The organism is Amycolatopsis saalfeldensis (assembly GCF_900110575.1).
Lineage (GTDB): Bacteria > Actinomycetota > Actinomycetes > Mycobacteriales > Pseudonocardiaceae > Amycolatopsis > Amycolatopsis saalfeldensis.
In genome coordinates this window covers 304,992-327,577 of sequence record NZ_FOEF01000003.1, presented here as the reverse complement: position 1 = coordinate 327,577, position 22,586 = coordinate 304,992, and the positions used below count along the sequence as shown (strand labels likewise).

The 22,586-nt window shown below is 71.3% G+C and carries 18 protein-coding genes; 1 reads left to right on the top strand and 17 read right to left on the bottom strand.

From position 1 onward, the window contains the following. Window positions 1–4 precede the first annotated feature (4 nt). The 8 genes from BMY97_RS09180 to BMY97_RS09145 form a co-directional block, all read right to left on the bottom strand. On the bottom strand, window positions 5–1,435 hold the full coding sequence (locus tag BMY97_RS09180) for an L-fucose/L-arabinose isomerase family protein (RefSeq protein ID WP_091615396.1): 1,431 nt from the start codon (window positions 1,433–1,435) through the stop codon (window positions 5–7). 16 nt (window positions 1,436–1,451) lie between these two features. Then, complete coding sequence (locus BMY97_RS09175; protein ID WP_091616245.1) at window positions 1,452–3,482, bottom strand: bifunctional aldolase/short-chain dehydrogenase; 2,031 nt, start codon at window positions 3,480–3,482, stop codon at window positions 1,452–1,454. Window positions 3,483–3,487: 5 nt separating this feature from the next. Further along, entirely contained in the window at window positions 3,488–4,663 is a 1,176-nt protein-coding gene (gene rhaI, locus BMY97_RS09170) for an L-rhamnose isomerase (protein WP_091615393.1), read from the bottom strand. A 45-nt stretch (window positions 4,664–4,708) separates the two neighbouring features. Continuing rightward, a complete protein-coding gene (locus BMY97_RS09165; protein WP_091615391.1) occupies window positions 4,709–5,029 on the bottom strand; it encodes an L-rhamnose mutarotase in 321 nt (106 codons plus the stop codon). Between the two features lie 5 nt (window positions 5,030–5,034). Then, a complete protein-coding gene (rhaS, locus tag BMY97_RS09160) occupies window positions 5,035–6,108 on the bottom strand; it encodes a rhamnose ABC transporter substrate-binding protein (protein WP_091615388.1) in 1,074 nt (357 codons plus the stop codon). 17 nt (window positions 6,109–6,125) lie between these two features. Continuing rightward, complete coding sequence (locus BMY97_RS09155; protein WP_091615385.1) at window positions 6,126–7,172, bottom strand: ABC transporter permease; 1,047 nt, start codon at window positions 7,170–7,172, stop codon at window positions 6,126–6,128. Then, a complete protein-coding gene (locus tag BMY97_RS09150) occupies window positions 7,165–8,187 on the bottom strand; it encodes an ABC transporter permease (RefSeq protein WP_091616243.1) in 1,023 nt (340 codons plus the stop codon). The genes BMY97_RS09155 and BMY97_RS09150 overlap by 8 nt, the downstream gene beginning before the upstream one ends. A gap of 85 nt (window positions 8,188–8,272) precedes the next feature. Continuing rightward, window positions 8,273–9,790 (bottom strand): sugar ABC transporter ATP-binding protein, encoded by a 1,518-nt coding sequence (locus BMY97_RS09145; protein ID WP_091615382.1) that lies wholly within the window; start codon window positions 9,788–9,790, stop codon window positions 8,273–8,275. Between the two features lie 255 nt (window positions 9,791–10,045). Here BMY97_RS09145 and BMY97_RS09140 point away from each other — a divergent pair, with 255 nt between their 5' ends. Next, window positions 10,046–11,044: a LacI family DNA-binding transcriptional regulator gene (locus BMY97_RS09140; protein WP_091616240.1), complete on the top strand. Its 999-nt coding sequence runs from the start codon at window positions 10,046–10,048 to the stop codon at window positions 11,042–11,044. Window position 11,045: 1 nt separating this feature from the next. Here BMY97_RS09140 and BMY97_RS09135 read toward each other — a convergent pair whose 3' ends face one another. The 9 genes from BMY97_RS09135 to BMY97_RS09100 all read right to left on the bottom strand — a co-directional run bounded on the left by BMY97_RS09135 (window position 11,046) and on the right by BMY97_RS09100 (window position 22,585). Continuing rightward, a complete protein-coding gene (locus BMY97_RS09135) occupies window positions 11,046–11,660 on the bottom strand; it encodes a methylated-DNA--[protein]-cysteine S-methyltransferase (RefSeq protein WP_091615379.1) in 615 nt (204 codons plus the stop codon). Next, entirely contained in the window at window positions 11,657–12,154 is a 498-nt protein-coding gene (locus BMY97_RS09130; protein ID WP_091615377.1) for an RNA polymerase sigma factor, read from the bottom strand. The genes BMY97_RS09135 and BMY97_RS09130 overlap by 4 nt, the downstream gene beginning before the upstream one ends. Beyond that, on the bottom strand, window positions 12,151–12,765 hold the full coding sequence (locus tag BMY97_RS09125) for a hypothetical protein (protein ID WP_091615374.1): 615 nt from the start codon (window positions 12,763–12,765) through the stop codon (window positions 12,151–12,153). Before BMY97_RS09125 ends, BMY97_RS09130 begins: the two co-directional genes overlap by 4 nt. A 25-nt stretch (window positions 12,766–12,790) precedes the next feature. Further along, entirely contained in the window at window positions 12,791–13,291 is a 501-nt protein-coding gene (locus tag BMY97_RS09120; RefSeq protein WP_091615371.1) for a methylated-DNA--[protein]-cysteine S-methyltransferase, read from the bottom strand. Window positions 13,292–13,425: 134 nt separating this feature from the next. Further along, on the bottom strand, window positions 13,426–14,379 hold the full coding sequence (locus tag BMY97_RS09115) for a chitinase (RefSeq protein WP_091615367.1): 954 nt from the start codon (window positions 14,377–14,379) through the stop codon (window positions 13,426–13,428). A gap of 153 nt (window positions 14,380–14,532) precedes the next feature. Next, window positions 14,533–18,018, bottom strand: coding sequence for a carboxylic acid reductase (car, locus tag BMY97_RS09110; protein WP_091615365.1), 3,486 nt, complete (start codon window positions 18,016–18,018; stop codon window positions 14,533–14,535). 260 nt (window positions 18,019–18,278) lie between these two features. Further along, the gene (locus BMY97_RS45860; protein ID WP_143086163.1) at window positions 18,279–18,476 is read right to left on the bottom strand and encodes a hypothetical protein; all 198 of its coding nucleotides are present in this window, start codon (window positions 18,474–18,476) and stop codon (window positions 18,279–18,281) included. Between the two features lie 198 nt (window positions 18,477–18,674). Beyond that, window positions 18,675–20,501 carry an ABC transporter substrate-binding protein gene (locus BMY97_RS09105; protein WP_091615362.1) on the bottom strand — a complete coding sequence of 609 codons (1,827 nt, stop codon included), beginning with the start codon at window positions 20,499–20,501 and terminating at the stop codon, window positions 18,675–18,677. Continuing rightward, window positions 20,498–22,585, bottom strand: a complete 2,088-nt coding sequence (locus BMY97_RS09100) for an ABC transporter ATP-binding protein (RefSeq protein ID WP_091615360.1) — start codon at window positions 22,583–22,585, stop codon at window positions 20,498–20,500. The genes BMY97_RS09105 and BMY97_RS09100 overlap by 4 nt, the downstream gene beginning before the upstream one ends. Between the last annotated feature and the right edge of the window lies 1 nt (window position 22,586).

Below are 22,586 nucleotides of genomic sequence, written 5' to 3'. Positions count from 1 at the left end.
CGTTTCACACCCGCACCACGGTCAGGTCCAGCCCCAGCAGGTCGGCCACCGCGGCCAGCTCGCCGGCCCGGTGCCCGGTGCCGAGCGCCCAGTGGTGCGCGATGCCGCTGGCCGACCACGCGTCGGTCCACTCCCCCGGATCGCAGCCGAAGTCGACGCGCGAGGTGGTATTGCCGATCTCCAGCAGCGGGCCGGGCACGACCTCGCCCTCCGACGCGACGATCGAGAACGTGCCGTCACGCCCCTGCGCGAGGCCGCACAGCGTCACCGGCCCGTGCTTCACGTCGAACTCGACGGACACGCCCCAGCCGCGTTTGCCGTGGTACACCCCGAGCCCGCGCAACAGCGGCCGGCTCGCGCTGATCGCCAGGTGCGCCGGTCCGTCGTGGCCCATCTCGACCACGTTGTCGCGGAAGTTGAGCGCCTGCAGCTCGGTGAACGAGCCGCCGGCGCCGAGCCGGTCCATCAGCAGCATGGCCAGTGACGTGCGCAGCTCGTACTCGCCGACGGCCGGGATGCCGCGGGCGGTGAGCAGCGAAGCGCCGAGGATGAACCCGGCGCCGACCCGCTCGTGCGCCTCGCCGTCGAGGCCGCGGTGATAGTAGGCGAGCGAGTCCAGCCCGAAGTCGGCCACCAGCCGGTCCAGCGCGACGGAAACCCTGGCGCCCCAGGCGAAATCCTCGTCCACAACGGACTCGTCCACAGTGAACACTTTGCGCGCGAGCTCCATCCGCGCGCCCGTCTCGGCGTCGGTGACCTGCTCCACGCGCACGCGCAGGTCGTCGACCTCCAGGATCTCGACGTGCCCGCCGAGCTGCGCCGAGACGAGCGTGGGATCGGTGGAGACGTCCATCATGCCCGGGTACAGGTGGCCCAGCAGGCCGTGGCGGCCGTGGCGGAACGCCGCCCGCACGCCCGCCGCCTTGATCCACCGCCCGATCCGCGTCCAGGCCCGCTCGTCTTCGAGGTAGCCGGAGACCGACCGGAACTCGACGCCGACGCGGCGGAAGGTGTTCGCCATCTCCGGCAGCGGGCAGGCGCCGCAGTAGGCCAGCCACGCGCCGGTGCCGAAGCTCGCGTGGTCCATCGCCTCGGTCGGCTGGAGGTTCAGCAGCAGCACGGGCGAGCCGCTGCGCTGCGCGATCGGGGCCAGCATGCTGGAGGTCAGGTACGTGGTGAGGAACCCGATGATCAGGTCGCAGTCGGCCACCCGGAGCCGTTCCGCCGCCGCCGCGCCCTCCTGGGCGTCGGAGACGAAGCCGGCGTCGATCACCTCGCAGTCCAGATCGGACAGTCGCGCGGCCACCCGCCGCGCCGAGGCCCGCAACTGCGGCAGCAGCTCCGGGAACTGCGGCCAGTACGCGCCGAGCCCGCCGGCCACCAGGCCGACGCGGGTGCGGCGCGGGGTGATCCGGTCGATCAGCGGGTCGGTCATGGGGTCCTCTCCCGTCTCAGCGAAGGAACGCGGCCGCCACGCCGGCGTCCACGGGCACGTGCAGCCCGGTGGTGTGGGTCAGGTCGCCGCCGGTGAGCGCGAAGACCGCGGCGGCCACGTGCCCGGGCAGCACCTCGCGCTTGAGGATGGTGCGCTGGGCGTAGAACTCGCCGAGCTTCTCCTCCGGCACGCCGTACACCGCGGCCCGCTGCGCGCCCCAGCCGCCGGCGAAGATGCCGGAGCCGCGGACCACCCCGTCGGGGTTCACGCCGTTGACCCGGATGCCGTGCCCGCCCAATTCGGCGGCCAGCAGCCGGACCTGGTGTGCTTGGTCGGCCTTCGCCGCGCCGTACGCGACGTTGTTGGGCCCGGCGAACACCGAGTTCTTCGACGAGATGTACACGATGTCGCCGCCGATGCCCTGCGCGACCATCGCCTTCGCCGCGGCCTGCGAGACCAGGAACGAGCCCTTGGCCATCACGTCGTGCTGGAGGTCCCAGTCGCGTTCGGTGGTCTCCAGCAACGGCTTCGAGATCGACAGCCCGGCGTTGTTCACCACCAGGTCGATCCCGCCGAACGCCAGCACGGTCGCGTCCACCGCGGCCTGCACGGCACCGGCCTCGGTGACGTCGGCGGTCACCGCGACGGCCTTGTCCGGCCCGCCGATGCCCTGCGCCGCTTCGGCCGCCGCGTCCGCGTTCAGGTCCGCGATCGCGACGCACGCGCCCTCGGCCGCGAGCCGCTCGGCGATCGCCTTCCCGATCCCCGAACCGGCCCCGGTGACCAGCGCGATCCGCCCGGCCAGCGGCTTCGGCTTCGGCAGCCGCTTCAGCTTCGCTTCTTCCAGCGCCCAGTACTCGATGCGGAACTTCTCGCTCTCCGCGATCGGCGCGTACGTGGACACCGCCTCGGCGCCGCGCATCACGTTGATCGCGTTGACGTAGAACTCCCCCGCCACCCGCGCGGTCTGCTTGTCCTTGCCGAAGGAGAACATCCCGACACCCGGCACCAGCACGATCGCCGGGTCGGCGCCGCGCATCGCCGGGCTGTCCGGTGTCGCGTGCCGTTCGTAGTAGGCGCGGTACTCGGTGCGGTACTCGGCGTGCAATTCCTTCAGCCGCGCGACGACGTCCTCCAGCGGCGCCGTCGCCGGCAGGTCGACCACCAGCGGGCGGACCTTGGTGCGCAGGAAGTGGTCCGGGCACGAGGTGCCGAGCGCGGCCAGCGGCGCGAGCTTCTCCCGCGCCAGGAATTCCAGCACCACCTCGCTGCCGGTGTAGTGCCCGACCTGGCGCTGGTCGGTCGACGCCAGTCCCCGGACCACCGGCGCCAGCGCGGCCGCCCGGCTCAGACGGTCCTTTTCGGACAGCGCCGCGAACCCGGGCACGACGGCGCCGAACGGCTCGGCCTTGCCCCGCTCGGCCAGGAACTTCTCCGCGGTGTGGATGATCTCGAGCGAGTTCCGTTGGCATTCCATGGAAGTCGCGCCCCACGCGGTGATGCCGTGGCCGCCGAGGATCACGCCGATCGCCTGCGGGTTGGCCGCCTTGACCGCCGCGATGTCCAGCCCGAGCTGGAATCCCGGCCGCCGCCAGTCCACCCAGGCGACGCGGTCCCCGAAGCACTCCTTGGTGAGCGCGGCGCCGTCGGCCGCGGTGGCCAGCGCGATGCCGGAGTCGGGGTGCAGGTGGTCGACGTGCGGCGCGTCGACGAGCCCGTGCATCGCGGTGTCGATCGACGGTGCCGCCCCGCCCCGGCCGTGCAGGCAGTAGTCGAACGCGGCGACCATCTCGTCCTCGCGCTCGACGCCGGGGTAGACCTCGACGAGCGCGCGCAGCCGGTCCAGCCGCAACACCGCGAGCCCGGCCTCGGTCAGCGTGCCGAGGTCGCCCCCGGAGCCCTTGACCCACAGCAGTTCCGTGGGACCACCGGTGACCGGGTCCACTGTGGACCCCTTGGCCGAGGTGTTGCCCCCGGCGTAGTTGGTGTTGCGCGGATCGGCCCCCAGCGCGTTGCTCCGGGCAACGAGTTCCTCCGGCACGGTCATCGCTGTCACGCCCCCCATCCGGCCTGGTCGCCGCCGACCCGTTCCGCGACGATCTTCTCCTGGTACCCGCTGCGGCGGTAAGCCGCGATCGGGTCGGGGTCCAGGCCGGCCTCGGTGCGCAGGTCGGCCAGGATCGGGCGGACGTCGGTGTTGTAGGCGTCCATCAGGATCGCGTTGGACTCCAGCACCCGGCCCTCGCGCTGGGCCGCGCGCAGGGCGTCGCGGTCGACCAGCAGCGCCTTGGCGGTGGCCTCCTGCACGTTCATCACCGACCGGATGATCGCCGGGATCTTCGCCTCGATGTTGTGGCACTGGTCGAGCATGAACTTGATGCCGTACGCCGGGTCGAGGGCGCCGCCGCGGACGATCTCGTACATGATCCGGAACAGCTGGAACGGGTCGGCGGCGCCGGCCATCAGGTCGTCGTCGGCGTAGAAGCGCGAGTTGAAGTCGAACGCGCCGAGCTTGCCCGCCCGCAGCAGGAACGCGACGATGAACTCGATGTTCGTGCCCGGCGCGTGATGCCCGGTGTCGATGCACACCGTCGCCCGCTCGCCCAGCTCCAGGCAATGCGCGTACGCCGTGCCCCAGTCCGGGATGTCGGTGGCGTAGAACGCGGGCTCGAACAGCTTGTACTCCAGCAGGATCCGCTGATCGCCGCCGAGCCGGGCGTAGGCCTCCCGCAGCGCCTCGGCCAGCCGGTCCTGCCGGTCGCGCAGGTCGTCCTGGCCGGGGTAGTTGAGGCCGTCGGAGAACCACAGCTTCAGGTCGCGCGAGCCGGTGGCGTCCATGATGGAGATGGCCTCGAGCAGGTGGTCGGTGGCCTTGCGGCGCACCCCCGCGTCGGGGTTGGTGACCGAGCCGAGCTTGTAGTCCTCGTCCTGGAAGACGTTGGTGTTGATGGCGCCGACCTCGACCCCGAGGTCCCGGGCGTAGCGGGTCAGCGCGCCGAAGTCGGCCACCCGGTCCCACGGGATGTGCAGCGCGACGCTCGGGGCCGCGCCGGTGAACCGGTGCACCGTCGCCGCGTCCGCGATCTTCTCCTCGGGCGTGCGCGGCACCCCGGCCTGCGGGAACACCTTGAAGCGGGTGCCGGAGTTGGCGAACGCCCAGGAGGGCGTCTCGATCCGCTGCGCCCGCAGCGCGGATTTCACGGCCGTCAGGTCGGACAAGTCGATCACGTCTTTCTCGTCAGGCGCTTGCGCGCGGTGTTTCCGGGGCCGGGGTCAGCCGGCGTGGAAGACCTCGGTGAGCAGCCACGGGTCCTCGTCCGGGGCGCGCCCGCCGAGCCCGGTGAAGAACCCGGCCATCTCGGCCTGCCAGCGGGCGTTCACCTCGGTGCGGGCCATCGCCGCCTGCGCCTCGGCCAGGTCCCCGGCCTCGACGTAGCCGATCAGCAGCCCGTCTTCGCGCAGGAACAGCGAATAGTTGTGCCAACCGCTTTCCGAAAGCGCGGCCTGCATCTCCGGCCAGACCGAGCGGTGCCGTTCGGTGTACTCGGCCATCCGCTCGGGTTTCACCTGGAGGCAGAAGCAGTAGCGCGCCATGGCGGTCAGAAGTTGAACTTGTCGATGTTGGACGCGTCGAACACGGTCGGCGGGCCGAGCACGATCTCGCCGTTCGCCCCGACGGTGTACTCGCCGAGCTTGCCCGCCTTGAACTTCTGTCCCGGGGCGCCGGTGATCTGGCCGGAGCTGAGCGCGACGCCGGCGTACGCGGCGAGGTAGCCGATGTCGGCCGGGTTCCACAGCGCGAACTGCTTCACGGTGCCGTCCTTGACGAACGCGCGCATCTGGTTCGGCGTGCCGAGCCCGGTCACCGCGACCTTGCCCTTGTAACTGGAGCTGCTGACGTAACGCGCGGCGGCGGCGATGCCCACGGTGGTCGGCGAGACGATCACCTTCAGGTTCGGGAACGACTGCAGCAGGCCCTGCGCCTCCTGGAACGACTTCTGGTCGTCGTCGTTGCCGTAGGCGATCTTGTCCAGCTTCAGGTTCGCGTACTCCGGCTTGGCCAGCTGCTGCTTGAGCACCTCGATCCAGGCGTTCTGGTTGGTGGCGTTGGGCGTCGCGGACAGCACCGCGATCTCGCCCGAGCCGCCGGAGAGGTCCTTGGCCTGCTTCGCCAGCTGCTCGCCGATGCCCTGGGTGGAGGCCTGGTTGATGAACAGGTCACGGCAGTCCTTCGCCGCGTCGGAGTCGAACGTGACGACCTTGATGCCGGCGCTGCGGGCCTGGTTCAGCGACGGGCAGACCGCGTTCGGGTCGTTCGCCGCGATGCCGATCACGTCCTGCTGCTGCTGGATCAGCGTGTTGATGTAGCTGACCTGGGACGAGGCGCTGGCGTCGTTGGGCCCGACCAGCTTGTAGGCCCCCTTGAGCTCGTCGAGCGCGGCCTTGCCGCCGCCCACCTCGATGTCGGAGTACGGGTTGTTCAGCTGCTTGGGCAGGAACGCCATCTTGACGCCCTGCTTGGTCGCGGCGTTGGGGTCGGCGGCCGCGGTGGACTGGGCGGGACCCGAGCCGGAGCTGTCGTTCTTGGTCGTGCCACCGCAGGCGGTCAGGCTGAGCACCAGCCCGGCCGCGGTGGCCGCCGAGAGCGCGCCGGTGAGGAATCGACGGGACATCTTTGTCACCTTTCTGATCATTGCTCGATCCCGGCGAGCGATCCGGGGTCCGGGGACGGGGATCGCCTTCGCCGGCGCCGCAGGGCCGCGCGGGCGGAGGAGACGATGTTGGGCAGCAGCACCGAGACGATCAGCAGCACCCCGGTGACGATGTTCAGCGCCTCGTTCGAGACGTCCTGCAGCCGCAGCGCGTTCTGCAGCCCGGCCAGCAGCACCACGCCGGCCAGCACCCCCGGCAGCGTGCCCTTGCCGCCGAAGATCGACACGCCGCCGAGCAGCACCGCGGCGACCACGGCCAGCTCCATGCCGAAGCCGTTGTCCGCGCGGGCACTGGAGTAGCGCAGCGTCCACAGCACCCCGGCGAGCCCGGACATCGCGCCGCACACCACGTACAGCCAGAACTTGAGCCGCCCGGTGCGGACGCCGGCGAACCGCGCGGCCTGCTCGCTCGCGCCGGCCGCGAACACCGCGCGCCCGATCGGCGTGGCGTGCAGGACCACGCCGAAGACCACGGCCAGCACCACCAGCGGCACGAGCACGTTCGGGATCGGCCCGCCGCCGAGGGTTCCGGTGACCCACGAGGTGTAGGCGCGCGGGAAGTCCGCCACCGCGCCGTCGCCGAGCACCACGAAGGCCAGGCCGCGGTACAGCGCCATGGTGCCGATGGTGACCGCGAGCGAGGGCAGCTTCAGCACCGTGACGAAAAACCCGTTCACCGCGCCCAGGATCGCGCCCAGCACGATGCTGATCGGGATGATCGACTCGATCGTCAGCCCGGCGTCCCACAGCGAGCCCATCACCGCGGAGGTGAGCCCGAGGGTGCTCGCCACCGACAGGTCGATCTCGCCGGTGACGATGATGAACGTCATCGGCAGCGCGATCAGCGCGATCGGCAGCAGGTCCAGCAGCAGGAAGGTGTAGTTGCGGCCGGTGCCGAAGTTGTCGACCACGCCGGAGGCGGCCAGCAGCACCACGATCGTGACCAGGATGACCGCGGCGTCCCAGCTCGCCAGGCGCGAGAGCCAGGCGGGCCTGCCGCCCGGGGGCGCTGTGCTGTCAGACATGGGCGTCCTTCTTCTTGAGGGACCGGGCGACGCGCACCGCGACCAGCCGGTCCGCCCCGATGGCCAGCAGGATCAGCGCGCCGACGATCGCCTGCTGCCAGAACTGGTTGATGTCGAGCACGGCCAGCGCGCTGCCGATGACGGTCAGCAGCAGGGCGCCGAGGCTCGCGCCCCACACCGAGCCGCTGCCGCCGAACACCGCGACCCCGCCGACCACGGCGGCGGCCACCACGTTCAGCTCGTACCCGGTGCCCGCGGCCGCGTCGACGGTGCCGAAGCGCGCCGCGAACAGCACCCCGGCCAGGCCCGCGAGCGCCCCGCTGACGAGGAACGCCACGGTGGTGTTGCGGCCGACCTTGATGCCCGCCAGCCGGGCCGCCTGCGGGCTCGAGCCCATCGCGTACAGCTCACGGCCGCCGCGGTAGTTCCGCAGCACCACCCCGGCCACGACCATCACCACCACCGCGATCAGCACCAGCCACGGCACGCCGAGCACCGCCGAGTCGCCGAAGCCGAGGAACGAGCCCGGCAGCTGGTCGGCGTTGATCTGCTGGCCGCCGGCCCAGAAGTAGCTCACGCCGCGGAACGCGTACAGCGTGCCGAGCGTGACCACCAGCGCGGGCACCTGGCCGAACCGGACCACCGCGCCGTTGACCAGCCCGCAGACCGCGCCGACCGCGAGCCCGGCCAGCAGCGCCACGACCACGGGCAGGCCCGGGTTCCCGCGCAGCAGCGAGCCGACGGCGAACGCCGAGAGCCCCAGCACCGACCCGACCGACAGGTCGATGTTGCGGGTGATCATCACGACCGCCTGCCCGACCGCCAGCACCGCCAGGATCGCCGTGCCCAGCAGGATGTCGCGGATGCTCTGCCCGGACAGGAACCTCGGGTTCTGCGTCGCGGTGAACGCCACCAGCACCACGAGCGCGAGCACGATGCCCGACTCGCGTGCCCGGAAAAGCCCGCCCAGCACCGATTTCCGCGAAGACGCGGTCAGCTCGCGGGGCGCTGCCACCTCGCCCGCCGTGCCCGGCCCGGTCTTGGTCACGTTCACGCCACCGCTCCTCGTGCTGCCGTCCCCTGGACCGCCTTGGTCACGTTCACGCCGCCGCTTCCTGTCCCATGGCCGCGAACATCACCGAGCTTTCGGTGGCGGCGGCCCGCGGGATCTCCGCCACGATCCGGCCCTCGCGCATGACCAGCACCCGGTCGGCCATGCCGAGCACCTCCGGCAGCTCCGAGGACACCATCACCACGGCGACGCCCTCGGCCGCGAGCGAGGACATCAGCCGGTGCACCTCGGCCTTGGTGCCGACGTCGATGCCGCGCGTCGGCTCGTCCACGATGAGCACCTTCGGCGCCATCGCGAGCCACTTGGCCAGCACCACTTTCTGCTGGTTCCCGCCCGAAAGCGTGCCGACGGGATCGCCGAGGCGCCGGTACTTCGTGCGCAGCCGTTCGGTCCAGCGCACCGCTTCCCGGCGTTCGCCGGGGCCGAGCAGCAGGCCGAGTTTCGAGAGTGCACGCGAACGCGGCAGCGTCACGTTCCGCTCGATCGAAAGGTCCATCACCAGGCCCTGCTGCCGCCGGTCCTCCGGGACCAGCGCCATGCCGGCGGACATCGCCGCGCGCGGCGAGCCGGCGCGCAGCTTCTTCCCGTTCAGCCGCACCACTCCGGCGTCGCGTCCGTCCACTCCGAACACCGCCTGCACGACCTCCGAGCGGCCCGAGCCGACCAGCCCGGCGAACGCGACGATCTCGCCCGCGCGGACCGAGAACGAGATGTCGCGGAAAACCCCTTCGCGCGCCAGGCCTTCCACTTCGAGGACCACCGCGCCGGGCTCCACGTCCTGCTTGGGGAACAGCGTGTCCAGCTCGCGCCCGACCATGCGGCGCACCATCTCCTCGACGGTCACCTCGGCGACGAGGTCGGTGGAGACGTGCTTGCCGTCGCGCATGATCGTCACGCGCTGGCACAGCTCGGTGATCTCCTCGAACCGGTGCGAGATGAACATGATCGCCTTGCCCTCGTCACGCAGGGCGCGCGCCACGGAGAACAGCCGCTCGACCTCGACCAGGCTCAGCGCCGCCGTGGGCTCGTCCATCACCAGCACCCGCGCGTCCGCGCTGAGGGCCTTGGCGATCTCGACGATCTGCTGGTCGGCGATCGACAGCCCGCGCGCGGGGCGGCCCGGGTCGATCCGCACGCCGAGCCGCGCGAACAGCCGCTCGGCCTCGGCGCGGACGGCGGCCCGGTCGATCATCCCGAGCGCCTTGCGCGGGTGCCGGCCCATCACGATGTTCTCCGCCACCGAGAGGTCCGGGAACAGCGTGGGCTCCTGGTAGATCACCGCGATGCCGGCGGCTTTGGCGGCGGCGGGCGAGGAGAACCCGGCCGGCTCGCCGTCCAGCGCCACGGTGCCCTCGTCGGGCCGGTGCACCCCGGCGAGCATCTTGACGATGGTCGACTTGCCCGCGCCGTTCTCGCCGACCAGCGCGTGGGCCTCGCCCGCGTACAGCGGGAACGACACCCCGGCGACCGCCGCGACCGCGCCGAACGACTTGGTCACGCCGCGAACCTCCAGAAGGGGCTCGCGGCCCGGCTCCTGCCGCGTCATCGCGACCTCCGGATTGAAAGGTTTCACAAACCTGGCGCGGTGACGCTACTATGCGTCAGAAGGTGAAGTCAATGACACGAGATAACCGGAAATGAAACGATTTTTCAGCCGGCAGCCGGTCGGTTGGCCCGTTTCGCACATCCCGCCCGGCGGGCTCCGGCAGGCAGGTTTCCCGCACGAAGGGCCGCGATGACGGTGCAAGACCCCCACGAGTCCGGGCCCGGCCGCGACGTCCTCGATGCCCGCGCCGCCGGCATCAAGGACGTCGCGGCCGCGGCCGGGGTCTCCCTCGGCACGGTCTCGAACGTGCTGAACCGGCCGGACCGGGTCAGCCCCGGCACCCGCGCGAAGGTCGAGGCCGCGATGGCCGAGCTGCGGTTCGTGCGCAACGAATCGGCGCGGCAGCTGCGCGTCGGGCACAGCCGCGTGCTCGCGTACGTGATGCTCGACGGCCGCAACCCGTTCTTCACCGACGTCGCCGCGGGCATGGAGGACACGGCCGACGAGGAAGACCTCTCGCTGTTCCTGTGCAACAGCGCCAATCTCGCCACGCGCGAGGCCGCCTACCTCAGCCGGCTGGAACAGCAGCGGGTGCAGGGCATCCTGATCACGCCCGTCGACCCCGGCTCGCCCCAGCTCGACGAGATCGCCCGGCGCGGCACGCCGCTGGTGATCGTCGACCGCACCCGGCCCACGGCCAGCCACTGCTCGGTGGCCGTCGACGACGTGGTCGGCGGCGAGATCGCGGTGCGGCACCTGGTGGAGCAGGGCCACGAGCGGATCGGGTTCGTGGGCGGGCTGCTGGGCGTCGGCCAGGTGCGCGACCGCCGCGAGGGCGCGCTGCGGGCGTTGCGCGCGGCCGGCCTCGGCCCGGACAGCCTGGTCGACCTGACGACGTCCCAGATGGGCGTGGCCGACGGGGGCAACGCGGGCCAGCGCCTGGCCGGCCTGCCCGCCTCGACCCGCCCGACCGCGGCGTTCTGCGCGAACGACCTGCTGGCGCTGGGCCTGCTGCAGGCGTGCGCCGCGCTGCGCCTGCACGTCCCGGACGACCTCGCCATCGTCGGCTACGACGACATCGAGTTCGCCGCGGCCGCCACCGTGCCGCTGACCTCGGTCCGCCAGCCGCGCCGCCGGCTCGGCCGGACGGCCGCGGAACTGCTGATGCAGGAGACCGCCGACCCGGGGCACGAGCACCAGCAGGTGACGTTCACCCCGGAGCTGGTCGTGCGCGCCTCGACTTACCGCTCGTAAGTCAGCGCGCCCGGCCCTCCATGGCGAGCAGCGTGAGCTTCGCGGCCTCGCCGCCGCGGTAGCGCCCGGACGTGCCGTCCGAGCGGACCACCCGGTGGCACGGGACGACCAGCGGCAGCGGGTTCGTCGCGCACGCCGTGCCGACCGCGCGCACCGCCCGCGGGCTGCCCGACGCGGCGGCGACCTGGGCGTAGCTCTCCGTGCTGCCGTACGGGATTTCGGCCAGGTGGGTGAGCACCTCGCGGCGGAAACCCTTGGACAGCCGGAAGTCCAGCGGCACGTCGAACGCGCGCCGCCGCCCGGTGAAGTACTCGTCCAGCTCGCGGGCGACCGGGTCCAGCCGCGCGGGCGCGGCCAGTATCCGCGGGCTGACCGCGCCGGCCAGCTCAGCCAGCACGTCGTCGTGGCCCTCGACGCCGAACGCGACGCGCACCAGGCCCTCCTCGGTCGCGGCGAGCAGCAGCGGGCCGACGGGCGAGTCGACGGTCCGGTAGGCGACGTCGAGCAGGCCGTCACGCTGGGCCAGCCCGGCGAGCCGCGCGCGCAGCCTGGCCGTGGTGGCCTCGTCCGGGCCGGGCACGCCTTCGAACAGCTCGGTGTCGGACGGCTCGGTCATGGGCGTGCTCCTTCCGGCTCCGCAGCACTCAAGTCCTTCAGCCGCAACGCTTTGATGCCGTCCGCGGCCGCGCGGCGGGCGGCGTCGGCGGTGCCGCCGGTGATCGCGGCGACCTCGCGGTAGGGGAAGCCGGCCAGGTAGTGGTAGGCGACGGCGGTGCGCTGCTTCTCCGGCAGCTGGGTGAGCGCGTGCCACAGGTCGCCGTCCCAGTCCTCGGGGCGGCCGGTGCGGCTCGGCTCCTCCGGCAGCGCGTCCACCGGCACCGGACGGCGCGCCCGCGCGCGCAGCACGTCGATCGCCTTGCGGTGGGCGATCGTGACCAGCCAGGCTTCGACGTTCGCGTCCGCGGGAAGCTCCGGGTACGCCTTCAGCGCGGACAGGAACGTCTCGGACCAGGCGTCCTCGGCGTCGGCCGGGCCCACCACCGCGCGGCAGACGCGCAGCACCATCGGCCCGTGCTCGTCCACCACCCGCTCGAACGGCCGCGCGCTCACCGGCGGGCCCCTTCGTCGACCTGCACCGGGTAACCGGCGCGCAGGACGGCCACTGTGGACGGTGGCGTGACGACAGTCGCGGTGCCCGCCTTCGGCCGCGGCCGGCGGGCGCCGTAGCCCGCGCGGGTCCATTCGGTCAGGTGCCCGTCGGCCACCAGCGCCGGGATTCCGTCGCGGAGCACGAAGACGCCGTCGGGCAGCCCGGCCCACGGCAGCTCGTGGAAGCGCCGCCGGTGCGTCCCGCGGAAGAGGCGTTCGCCGTGCAACTGCCGGTTCATCTCCTTCGCCGACGGCGGTGGCACTCGCAGCTGTTCGGCCCAGGCGTCGCGGTAGGCCCGGTAGTCCCGGTGCCGGCACTCGCCGCACGGCCGGTGCCCGGCGGCGAACGCCACCGCCTCGTCGTGGAAGTACAGCGGCGTCCAGCGGTTCGGCAGCCACTGCTCGCGCCACCGCCCGCGGAACTCCAGCGCACAGGTGATCCAGAGGTCGCTCGCGTGGAACCGGACGATCTCGCGGCCGGAGTGCAGGATGCCGCGGTTGCCCGTCCACGCGCCGCGCAGCGCGAACGCCTCGATCTCCCCGGTCGGCGTGACCCGGTTCCGGCCCGTCACGAATCCTCCCCTGTGTTCATGTCGCTCAGAACAGCCTGCCGTCCTCGTCCGCCGGCGGCTCCTCCAGGGCCAGGAGAAAGCGTTTGCGGTCGACGCCGCCCGCGTAGCCGGTGAGCCCGCCGCTCGCGCCGATCACCCGGTGGCACGGCACGACGATGCTGATCGGGTTCCAGCCGTTGGCGTTCCCGACCGCCTGCGCGGCGCCGGGATCGCCCAGCTCCGCCGCCAGCTGCCCGTACGTGCGCGTCTCCCCGTGCGGGATCGTCGTGAGCAGTCCCCAGACCTTCAGCTCGAACTCCGAGCCGCGGGGCGCCAGCGGCAGGTCGAACTCGGTCCGCGAGCCCGCGAAGTACTCCCCCAGCTGCCGGGTCACGTCGCCGAACCCGCGGTCGTCACGCGGCCCGAACCCGTCCAGCCGCGGCTTGCGCTGATGCCCGTCGAAGTAGAGGCCGATGAGCGCGTCGCCGTCCGCGACCAGCGTCAGCTCGCCCACCGGCGAGTCCACGACCGTGTGCCGGACACTCATGCCCCTCGTCCTTTCGCTCCCGGTGGGTGCCTCGTGCCCCCTCCACCGTGAAGACGTCCAGACTGCCGGAAACGTGAGATCCGGGCTCCGGCGGCCCGGCCGGAAGCACCCGGCCGGGCCGCTCGGACCGCCGCTCAGATCTTGCCGAAGATCTTCGAGTACGCGTAGCCGACCTTCTTGTCGTAGGAGTCGACCTCCCAGAACGCCAGCAGCGACACGCCCTTGGACGCCGCGAACGACTCCAGCGTCTTGGCGTTGGCCTGGGTGAAGTTCTCGTTGTCGTCGTTCTTGCCGGCGATCGGGGTCAGCCCGAGCTGCGCCCACGCCGCCGACGAGGACTCGCCGTACAGGCTCGCGAGCTGCTTCGCGGTGGCGTTCGCCCCGGACTCGGCGTCGTTCAGCGCGTTCTCGCCGTCGCCGAAGTCCATGGTCATGATGTTGACCGTGCTGACCTTCACGCCCTTGCTCTTGGCGTCCTTGAGCAGGGACAGCGCGTTGCCCTCCAGCCCGCTCGGGTCGACCGGCAGGGTGTAGTCGACCTGCACCGACGGGTCGGCCTTCTGCAACGCCGCCAGCGCGGTGTCCCGGCGCTGGATCGACGCGGTGTCGTCCAGCGGGCCGCCCTCGATGTCGAAGTCGAGCCGGTGCACGTTGTTGGTCTTCACCACGTTCGCGTAAGCGGCCTGCAGGCTGCTCGCGGACTTGCAGGTCTGCGCCAGCTCACCGCCCTCGGCTCCGCCGAACGAGATGATCACGTCACCGCCCGCCGACTGCAGCGAGCCGATCTGCGACTTGAAATTGCCGACCGGGTAATCGCCGTTCTCCCACTTGGCGGTGCAGCCGCTCTGCGGGATCAGGAAAGCCAGCGTGAAGTGGTTGACGCCGGACGCGCTCTTGTCGGCGGCCATGTCGCCGACCGTGCCGCTGCTGAGCTCGAGGTAGGGCGCGGCGAACTTCGCCGGGAACGACTGTGGCGATGATTGGGGCGAGGACTGGGGTGCGGCCTGGGCGACACCGCCGGCCGCCAGCGCCGCGGGCAGCAGCGCCGCCGCGGCGATCGTCAAGGCTCGGCGCACGGAACAAACCATGGGTCATCCTTCCGGGGACAACGGGGAAACCGAGGCGGCGGTGCCCGGCAGGAGCCCATTGGTTAGGAAAGATTCCTACCGAAGTGACTCAGACGGTAGGACCCGGCACGCAGCGAAGTCAAGACCCCCGCCGCGCGCCGGGCCACGTCAGCCTCAGCGCAGCAGGTCCAGACCTTTCAGATCCGCCGCGTACTTCCGGATCAGCTCCGCCGAAACGTGCGGAATGTCCTTGTCCGCGCCCACTTTCGCGCTTTGGACGGCGGCGCGGAAGCGCTCGGTCGGGATGTCGCCCGCCCCGTCGACCGGCTCGGCCGGCCGGGCGAACGCGTGCAGCAGCGGCAGCAGCGAGTGCTGCTTCTGCGGCTCCGGCAGACCGCGCAGGGCACGGTCGAACCGGGCGAACCACTCGGCGTAGTCGTCGATCCGCTGGATCCGGTAGCCGGCCTCGTTCAGCCAGTCCACGTAGACGTCGAGGGAGATGCCGTCCTCGTGCGGGTTCATCACGTTGTAGGTCCGGTAGCCCTCGGGCTCGGCCAGCCCGACGGTCGTGATGGCCTCGGCGGTGAAGTCGGCCGGGAGCCCGTCGTAGTGCGCGGGCCGGTCGCCGGCGTAGAACGAGCGCGGCGCGATGCCGGTGACGATGAGGCTGAGCAGCAGCCGGGTGAACATGTCGGGCACGTTGAGCTGCCCCGCGTACCGGCTGTGCGCCAGGATCATGTCGGAGCGGAAGGTCGCGACCGGCAGCCGCGCCAGGTCGTGCGCCTCGCGCAGCAGGACCTCGCCGGCCCACTTGCTCGTGCCGTAACCGCTGGCGTACTCCTCGTTGATCGGGCGCGCCGGGCAGGTGACGCGGATGTCGGAGTACTCGTCGGTGCCCGCGGCCTCCTCGGTGAACACGCCCACCGTGGACAGGTAGGTGACCGGCTTGACCCGCGTGGTCAGCGCCAGCCGGATCAGCTCCGCGGTGCCGACCACGTTGGGCCCGAACAGCTGGTCGTAGGGCAGCACGTGGTTGACCAGCGCGGCCGGGTGCACGATCAGGTCCACGGTGTCGGCCAGCCGTCGCCAGGCCGGCTCGTCGAGCCCGAGGTCCGCGTCCCCGATGTCGCCCGCGAGGACCTCCAGGTGCTCGGCCGCCAGCTCCCGGAAGTGCCGCAGCAGCCCCGCGTCTCCGCTGTCGAACGCGTCCTCGAGCCGCTTGCGCGCCGCCTCGGCCGTGCTGCCGCGGACGATGCAGATCAGCTTGCCGCCGGTCTCGGCCAGCCGCTCCAGCCACTCCAGGCACAGGAACCGGCCGAGGTAGCCGTTCGAGCCGGTCAGCAGCACGGTGCGCGGCTGCCCGCCCGGGCGCGGCAGGTCCTTCGCCGCGGCCAGGGTTTCCGCGTCGATGAACTTGTCCAGCGTGAGGTCCGCGGCCCTCGCCTCGGTGCTGCCCTCACCGTGCACGCTCGCGAAGGTGGGCCGCGGCGAACCGGACTCACGCGCCGCCTCGATGTACGCGGCCAGGTGCCGCAGGTCGTTGGCCGGGCTGATCACCACGCCGACCGGGACCTCGACCTCGAAGATCTCCTTGAGCAGCGTGGAAAACGACAGCGCGGACAGCGAATCGCCACCCAGGTCCATGAAGTGCGCGTGCGGCGCCAGCGCGCCGGCCGAGGAGCCGAGCACGGCCAGCGCGGCGCGGACCACCGTGTCGAACACCGGCTCGTCGCGGCCGGTGCGGCGCAGCGCGCGCAGCTCGTTCGCCTCGCGGTCGGCCAGCTCGGCGTAGAACTGCTCCAGCCGCTCGCCGTAGAACTCCTTCAGCTTGGGGCGCAACAGCTTCCGGATCCCCGACAGCAGGCCGTTCTCGGGCGTGAACGGCTCGGTCTCCAGCAGGAAGTCGCGCGGGATCTCGTAGGAGTTGAGGTCCGCCTCCTTCGCGATCCGCTGCAGCGACTCGGCCACCGCCGCCTTCAGGTCGCCGCCGCGCTCGAACGCTTCCGGCGTCGGCACGACCACCGCGAGCAGGTACGCGCGCTCGCTGCTGCCGTAGACGTAGATCTGCCGGACCAGCGGGCTGGTCGCGAACACCGCCTCCAGCCGGGAAACCGCGACGAACTCACCCTGCGACAGCTTGAGCACGTTCTTGCTGCGGTCGAGGTAGACCAGCTCCTCGGGCCCGACCTCGGCCATGATGTCGCCGGTGCGGTAGAAGCCGTCGTCGTCGAAGACCTCGGCCGTGGCATCCGGCCGCTTGAAGTAGCCCGGCACCAGCATCGACGACTTCACCAGCAGCTCGCCGCGGGGATGCGGCAGGTCCGTGGTGAAGTACCCCAGCTCGGGCACGTCGACGAGCTTGTAGGCGGTGACCCGCGGCCGGGAGACGACGTGGTCCACCAGCACCGCGCCCGCCTCCGTCGAGCCGTAGCCGTCGTGCAGCGGCAGCTCCATGCAGGACTCGACGAACGCCGTCATCTCGGCCGAGATCGGCGCGGAACCGGAGCCCACCCACAGCAGCCGGCCGCCCAGGACCTGTTCGCGCAGGCGGGCCTTCACCTCGTCCCCGGTCCCGGAGCCGGTGTCCAGCAAGCTCTGGTAGCGCTGGTAAAGCATGTCGCAGATCCGCGGCACCATCATCATCTCGGTGGGGCGCACCAGCTCGATGTCCTCGAACAGCGTGGACACGTCGCTCTTCGCGACGAAGTAGGAGGTGCCGCCGTCGGCCATCGCGCCGAGCAGGAGCGCGCGGCCCGCGACGTGGCTCATCGGCATGTAGTTGACGGTCAGCACCGCGCGGCCGGTCTTCTCCGGCCAGAACCCGAACCACAGCTCGCGCACCAGCCGGTCGGTGTACATGGCGCCCTTGGGCGTGCCGGTGCTGCCGGAGGTGTAGATGAGCAGGGTCAGCCGGTCGCCGGCCGGGCCGGGGTCGAACTCCGGCGCCGGCGGCAGCGCCTGCCCGCGTGTGACCACCTCGGCCAGCGTGTCGAGCACCACCGTGCTGCCGGACTCCGCGAGCCGCTGCCGCGCGGCCTCGAACTGTTCGCGCTGCTCGTCGACCCCGGCGTGGTAGTCGAACACCAGCAGCCGCCGCACGGAGGCGCTCTCGGCGATCGCGTCGACGGCGGTGGCCAGGTTTTCCGCGCTGGTGGCCAGAATCCGCGGCCCGGTCTCGGCGAGGATCGGCTTCAGGTGCCCCGCGGTCGCGCCGGCCTGCAGCGGGACGCAGACCGCGCCGATCCGCGTGCACGCCAGGTCGATGGTCGCGTAGTCGGTGCTGGTGAACCCGAGCACGGCGACGAATTCCCCGTCCGCCAACGGGTTTCGCGGGTCGTGGTGCCATTCGGCGACAACGGCGCCGACGCGTTCCCATAGCTGGCCGTAGGTGATCGTGTCGAACCGCGGCAGCAGTTCCAGCGTGGTGCGGCCGGTCGCCGGGTCGGTGACGAGCTCCTTCGCCCGCTCCCCCAGCACCGGCCGGTCCGCGTACCCCTCCATGACCGTGGCGACGACCCGCTGGAGCGACAGCCCGGGCCGCCGCATCGCGGCGCTGACGGAGTCCAGCGGCGCGGCTTCGCGAACCTGCTGGTCACCGGCGTACAGCGCGGCGGCGCGGTGCTCCAGCCGCTCGTCGATGGCCGTGCTTGCGGTCGTCATGGGTCAGCCCTCCCGTGAAGTTCGATTACGCACGTGTGGGAGCGGCAGTGGTCCCGGCGTTAGATGTAGTACGACAACTAAATTTACCTTCAGTGATCCACTGCTTACAGGGCCGGACCTTGTGAGATATCGCTCCTTGTGCCCTCTCGATCACCAGTGGTAACGATCTTGAGCGCGGCAAAGATCGGGCGAACCACCGCCCGGGACCTGCTACTGGCAGGCCAGGAATAGCTGCGTCCTCTGTGGACGGACGACCTCGCTCAGTCTCCGCCGCGGCGCAGGCGGACCAGTTCGAAGACGAGGATCCACGTCAGCAGACCCACCAGCAGGCTGCCGGCCAGCCAGGTCCACCACACGGCGGCCGCCCACCACAGGCTCGAAACCAGGAAACCCAGGCCGGCCACCAGGCCGAGACCCGCCATCTGGACCGTCCGGCAAGCGGTCCTTCGGTCGTCCATGGCGCGAAGGCTACTGCCACCCGGAGTAGAGCGGCGCCGCCGAACGAAGGACAGCCGGGGCCGCCGATAATCCGTTCGAGTGTGACCCTTGGTGATCTCTCCCGCGTATGGCCACTCACGGTGTCCAATGAAAACGAGCGGGAGGGCCGGCCTCCGGAAGGGGGAGGCCGGCCCTCCCGCTCGCACCACCGACGTGGCTTACTTCGTGAAGTACCACTCCTCCGGGCTGCGCGCGGTCTGCACGGCGGGGAACGCCACGCCGCCGAGCTTCTTGTCCACCACCTCGATGTACGTGCGCAGCGGCATGTTGATCTGCCCCGGCAAGCTCTTCACCGCGTAGTCCTCGTACGCGGCGAAGGCGTTTTTGTCGTCGCTGTGCAGGGTGGCCTGGATCAGCTTGTCGAGCTGCGGGTCGTCGTAGTTGCCGATGTTGCCGGTGGATCCCGGCAGCAGCAGCTGGTCGCCCGTCGGCACCGCGTTGTACTGCTGGTAGCCGAAGAAGCCCATCTGCCACTCACAGGTCGGGCCCGAACCGTGGCAGCTGCTGATGTCGTTGATCAGGGCGTTGAACTCCTGGCCCTTGAGGTCGAACACGATGCCCGCCTCGGCGGCGTCCGACTTCCACTGCTGCATGATCCGGCCGTACGCCGGGTTGCCGGTCGAGTACTGCAGCGAGAACTCCAGCCGCGTGCCGGCCGTGACGCCCGCACCGCACTGGTTCGGCGCGGTGCCGGGGCTGGTGCAGGTCATCGCGCCGTTCTGCAGGGTCCAGCCGTGGCCGGTCAGCAGGCCCTTGGCCTTCGTCTTGTCGAACGGGTACGGGCCGGCGCCGCGCTCGGACGCGGTCACGTACTCGTTGTCCGGGTTGACCGGCACCGGCCCCGTGGTCGGCGCGCCGTAGCCGCGGAACGCGACGTTCACGTCGGTTTCCTGGTCCAGCGTCTGCTGCATGGCCTGCCGCAGGTACAGCTGCTTGAACGCCGCGCCGAAGGTCGGGTTGTCCATGTTCAGCAGCGTCGTGCTCCAGCCCCAGCCGTACGCGGGCACCAGATCGTAGTTGGCCTGCAACGGGTTCGTGGCCGGCAGCTTCTCCGACGCCTTCTTCTGCGGCAGGTCCGCGCCCTGCACCGAGCCGACGTTCACGGTCTTCCCGCTGCGCAGCGCGTTGAACTCCGCGCTGGTGCTGGTGAACGGCTGCATCTTGTAGTGCGCCAGGTGCGGCTTGTCCGGCCCGCTGTACTTCGGGTTCGGGTCGTAGCTGATGTTGCCCTCGGCGTCGAACGCGGTGAGGTGCCACGGGCCGTCCACGACCTGCCACAGCGGGTCGGTGGCGTAGGTGGAGAGGTCCTTGCTCTTGCCGAACAGGTACTTGTAGACGGCGTCGCACTTCGCGCGGTCGTCCGCGCAGCCGCCGCTGCCGGCCGCCGCGGAGTCGGAGGTCTTGTCCCACGCCATCGGCAACGGCGCGATCTGCGCCAGCTCCTGGCCGGTGAACCAGGTCGGCGAGTACGAGTCGGTGAGCTGCAGCGTCACCTGCTGCGGGCCGGTGGCCGTGGCGGACTTGACGTTGTCCGGGAACTGGCCGGGCACGTAGCCGTACCAGTTCGCCTTCTCCGCGAACATCATGTTCATCCAGAACACGACGTCCTTGGCGTTCACCGTCTCGCCGTTGGACCACTTGTACGGCTTGACGTTGATGACGACCTTGCTGTTGTTGTCACTGAAGACCGGCGGGTCCGCGAGGCTCTTGGTGGTGTTCACCCCGGTGCTGCCCTTGGCGTCGCCGAACCAGTACAGCTCGCGGTACATCAGCTGCTGCAGGTCGCCCGTGGCGTAACCGCTGTTGTGCGCCGAGTCGACGAACGGGAAGATCCAGTTCGGCTGGGTGCCCGGGGCCTCGGCGAACACCGCGGTGCCGCCCTCGGTCGGGGTGCCGCCACCGGAGCCTCCGCTGCTGCCGCTGCACGCCGTCGCCAAACCGGCCAGCAGCACCAAGGGAAGCACGAACGCCCTGGTGATTCTCATCCGTTTTCTCCTTGGTAGACGGGTGTTGCCGCCTGTTCGAGAGGATTGTGCTCAAGCGGGCCGTGTTCGATAGGGAAGTGACAGGCGGCCTGATGCCCGTCGCCGAAGGTCCGCAGCACGGGCTCCTCGGCGGCGCACACGTCCTGCGCGAACGGGCAGCGGGTGCGGAACCGGCAGCCCGAGGGCGGGTCGAGCGCCGACGGCAGTTCGCCGGTGACCCCGCCTTCGCGCCCGTCGGCCCACGGGTCGGCGACCGGCACGGTGTCGATCAGCCCGCGGGTGTACGGGTGCCGCGGCCGCCCGTGCACTTCGGCGGCCGGCCCGACCTCCACGAGCTTGCCGAGGTACATCACGCCGATGCGCTGCGCGAGGTAGCGCACCACCGACAGGTCGTGCGAGATGAACACGTACGTCAGGCCGTGGCGCGAGCGCAGGTCGTTCATCAGGTTCAGGATCTGCGCCTGGATGGACACGTCGAGCGCCGACACCGGCTCGTCGGCCACGATCAGCTTCGGCTCCAGCGCGAGCGCGCGGGCCAGGCCGATGCGCTGGCGCTGGCCGCCGGAGAACTCGTGCGGATAACGCGCGGCCGCGTCGGCGGGCAGGCCGACCTCGGCGAGCAGCTCACGCGCCCGCCGGGCCCGCGTCGCGCGGGTGCCGACGCCGTGGATCTCCAGCGGCTCGGCGAGCACGGCGCCGACGCGCATCCGCGGGTCCAGCGAGGCGTACGGGTCCTGGAAGACCAGGTGCGTCTCGCGCCGCCGCTGCTGGAGTTCCTTGCCCCGCAACGAAGTCAGCTCGGTCCCGGCGATCCGGATCCGCCCGGACGTGGGCTCCTCCAGCCCGACGATCGACCGTCCGACCGTGGTCTTCCCGCACCCGGACTCGCCGACCAGCCCGAAGGTCTCCCCCGCCGCCACGGCGAAACTCACGTCCGCGACCGCGGACACCGTGCCCGCCTTGCGCCGCAGCACCGCGCCGCGCGTCACGGCGAAGTCCTTGACCAGGTGCTCGACTTCCAGCAGCGGCGCGTCCTCGACCCCGCTGCCGTCATCCGCCGGTGCCCCGCCACGCTCGTGCACCCGCACCACTCGCGACGGCTCGGTCAGGCCGGGCTCGCCCACCGGGTGGAAGCACGCGTAGTCGTGGCCCTCGACTTCGCCGTCCAACGGCGGCTCGGCCGCGACGCACTCTTCGGTGGCGTACCGGCAACGCGGCGCGAAGCGGCAACCGGACGGCGGGTCGCTCAAGTCCGGCGGCAGCCCCGGGATGCTGTACAGCTTCTCGCCCGACTCCGCCGCGTTTTCCGGCAGCGCCTCGAAAAGCGCCTCGGTGTACGGGTGGCGCGGGTTGCCGAACAGCGAGCGCGTGCCGGTCAGCTCCGCGATGCGGCCCGCGTACATCACCGCGACCCGGTCGGCGCGGCCCGCGACCACGCCGAGGTCGTGCGTCACCAGGATCACGGCCATGCCGAGGCGCCGCCGCAGGTCGTCGATCAGCTCCAGGATCTGGTGCTGCACGGTGACGTCCAGCGCGGTGGTCGGCTCGTCGGCGATCAGCAGCTCCGGCTCGCAGACCAGCGCGCGGGCGATCATCACCCGCTGGCGCATGCCGCCGGAGAGCTGGTGCGGGTAGTCGTCGACGCGCCGCTTCGCGTCCGGCAGCCCGACCAGTTCGAGCATCTCGACGGCCCGCTCCCGCAGCTTCGCCCGCGAAACCCGCTCGTGCAGCTCCAGCGGCTCGGTGACCTGCTTGCCGATCGGGATGGTCGGGTTGAGCGAGGTCATCGGGTCCTGGAACACCATGCCGATCCGCTTGCCGCGCACCGCGCGCAGCTCCGGATCGGTCATCGCCGCCAGATCGTCGTCGCCGAGCAGGATCCGGCCCGACTCGACCCGCCCGCCCGTGGGCAGCAGGCGCAGGATCGACAGCGCGGTCATCGTCTTGCCGCAGCCGGACTCGCCGACCAGGCCGAGCAGCTCGCCGCGGCCGACCTCGAGCGTGACGCCGTCGACCGGGCGCACCACACCGTCGCGCACGTCGATGGTGGTGCGCAGGTCTTCCAGCCTCAGGACCGGGCTCATT

What these genes read in the sequence shown, in the direction of transcription:
- BMY97_RS09180 (WP_091615396.1), bottom strand. Translation starts at nt 1,435, where the DNA reads ATGACCGACCCGCTGATCGACCGGATCACCCCGCGCCGCACCCGCGTC.
- BMY97_RS09175 (WP_091616245.1), bottom strand. Translation starts at nt 3,482, where the DNA reads ATGACCGTGCCGGAGGAACTCGTTGCCCGGAGCAACGCGCTGGGGGCC.
- BMY97_RS09165 (WP_091615391.1), bottom strand. Translation starts at nt 5,029, where the DNA reads ATGGCGCGCTACTGCTTCTGCCTCCAGGTGAAACCCGAGCGGATGGCC.
- rhaS (WP_091615388.1), bottom strand. Translation starts at nt 6,108, where the DNA reads ATGTCCCGTCGATTCCTCACCGGCGCGCTCTCGGCGGCCACCGCGGCC.
- BMY97_RS09155 (WP_091615385.1), bottom strand. Translation starts at nt 7,172, where the DNA reads ATGTCTGACAGCACAGCGCCCCCGGGCGGCAGGCCCGCCTGGCTCTCG.
- BMY97_RS09145 (WP_091615382.1), bottom strand. Translation starts at nt 9,790, where the DNA reads ATGACGCGGCAGGAGCCGGGCCGCGAGCCCCTTCTGGAGGTTCGCGGC.
- BMY97_RS09135 (WP_091615379.1), bottom strand. Translation starts at nt 11,660, where the DNA reads ATGACCGAGCCGTCCGACACCGAGCTGTTCGAAGGCGTGCCCGGCCCG.
- BMY97_RS09120 (WP_091615371.1), bottom strand. Translation starts at nt 13,291, where the DNA reads ATGAGTGTCCGGCACACGGTCGTGGACTCGCCGGTGGGCGAGCTGACG.
- BMY97_RS09115 (WP_091615367.1), bottom strand. Translation starts at nt 14,379, where the DNA reads ATGGTTTGTTCCGTGCGCCGAGCCTTGACGATCGCCGCGGCGGCGCTG.
- car (WP_091615365.1), bottom strand. Translation starts at nt 18,018, where the DNA reads ATGACGACCGCAAGCACGGCCATCGACGAGCGGCTGGAGCACCGCGCC.
- BMY97_RS45860 (WP_143086163.1), bottom strand. Translation starts at nt 18,476, where the DNA reads ATGGACGACCGAAGGACCGCTTGCCGGACGGTCCAGATGGCGGGTCTC.
- BMY97_RS09105 (WP_091615362.1), bottom strand. Translation starts at nt 20,501, where the DNA reads ATGAGAATCACCAGGGCGTTCGTGCTTCCCTTGGTGCTGCTGGCCGGT.
- BMY97_RS09100 (WP_091615360.1), bottom strand. Translation starts at nt 22,585, where the DNA reads ATGAGCCCGGTCCTGAGGCTGGAAGACCTGCGCACCACCATCGACGTG.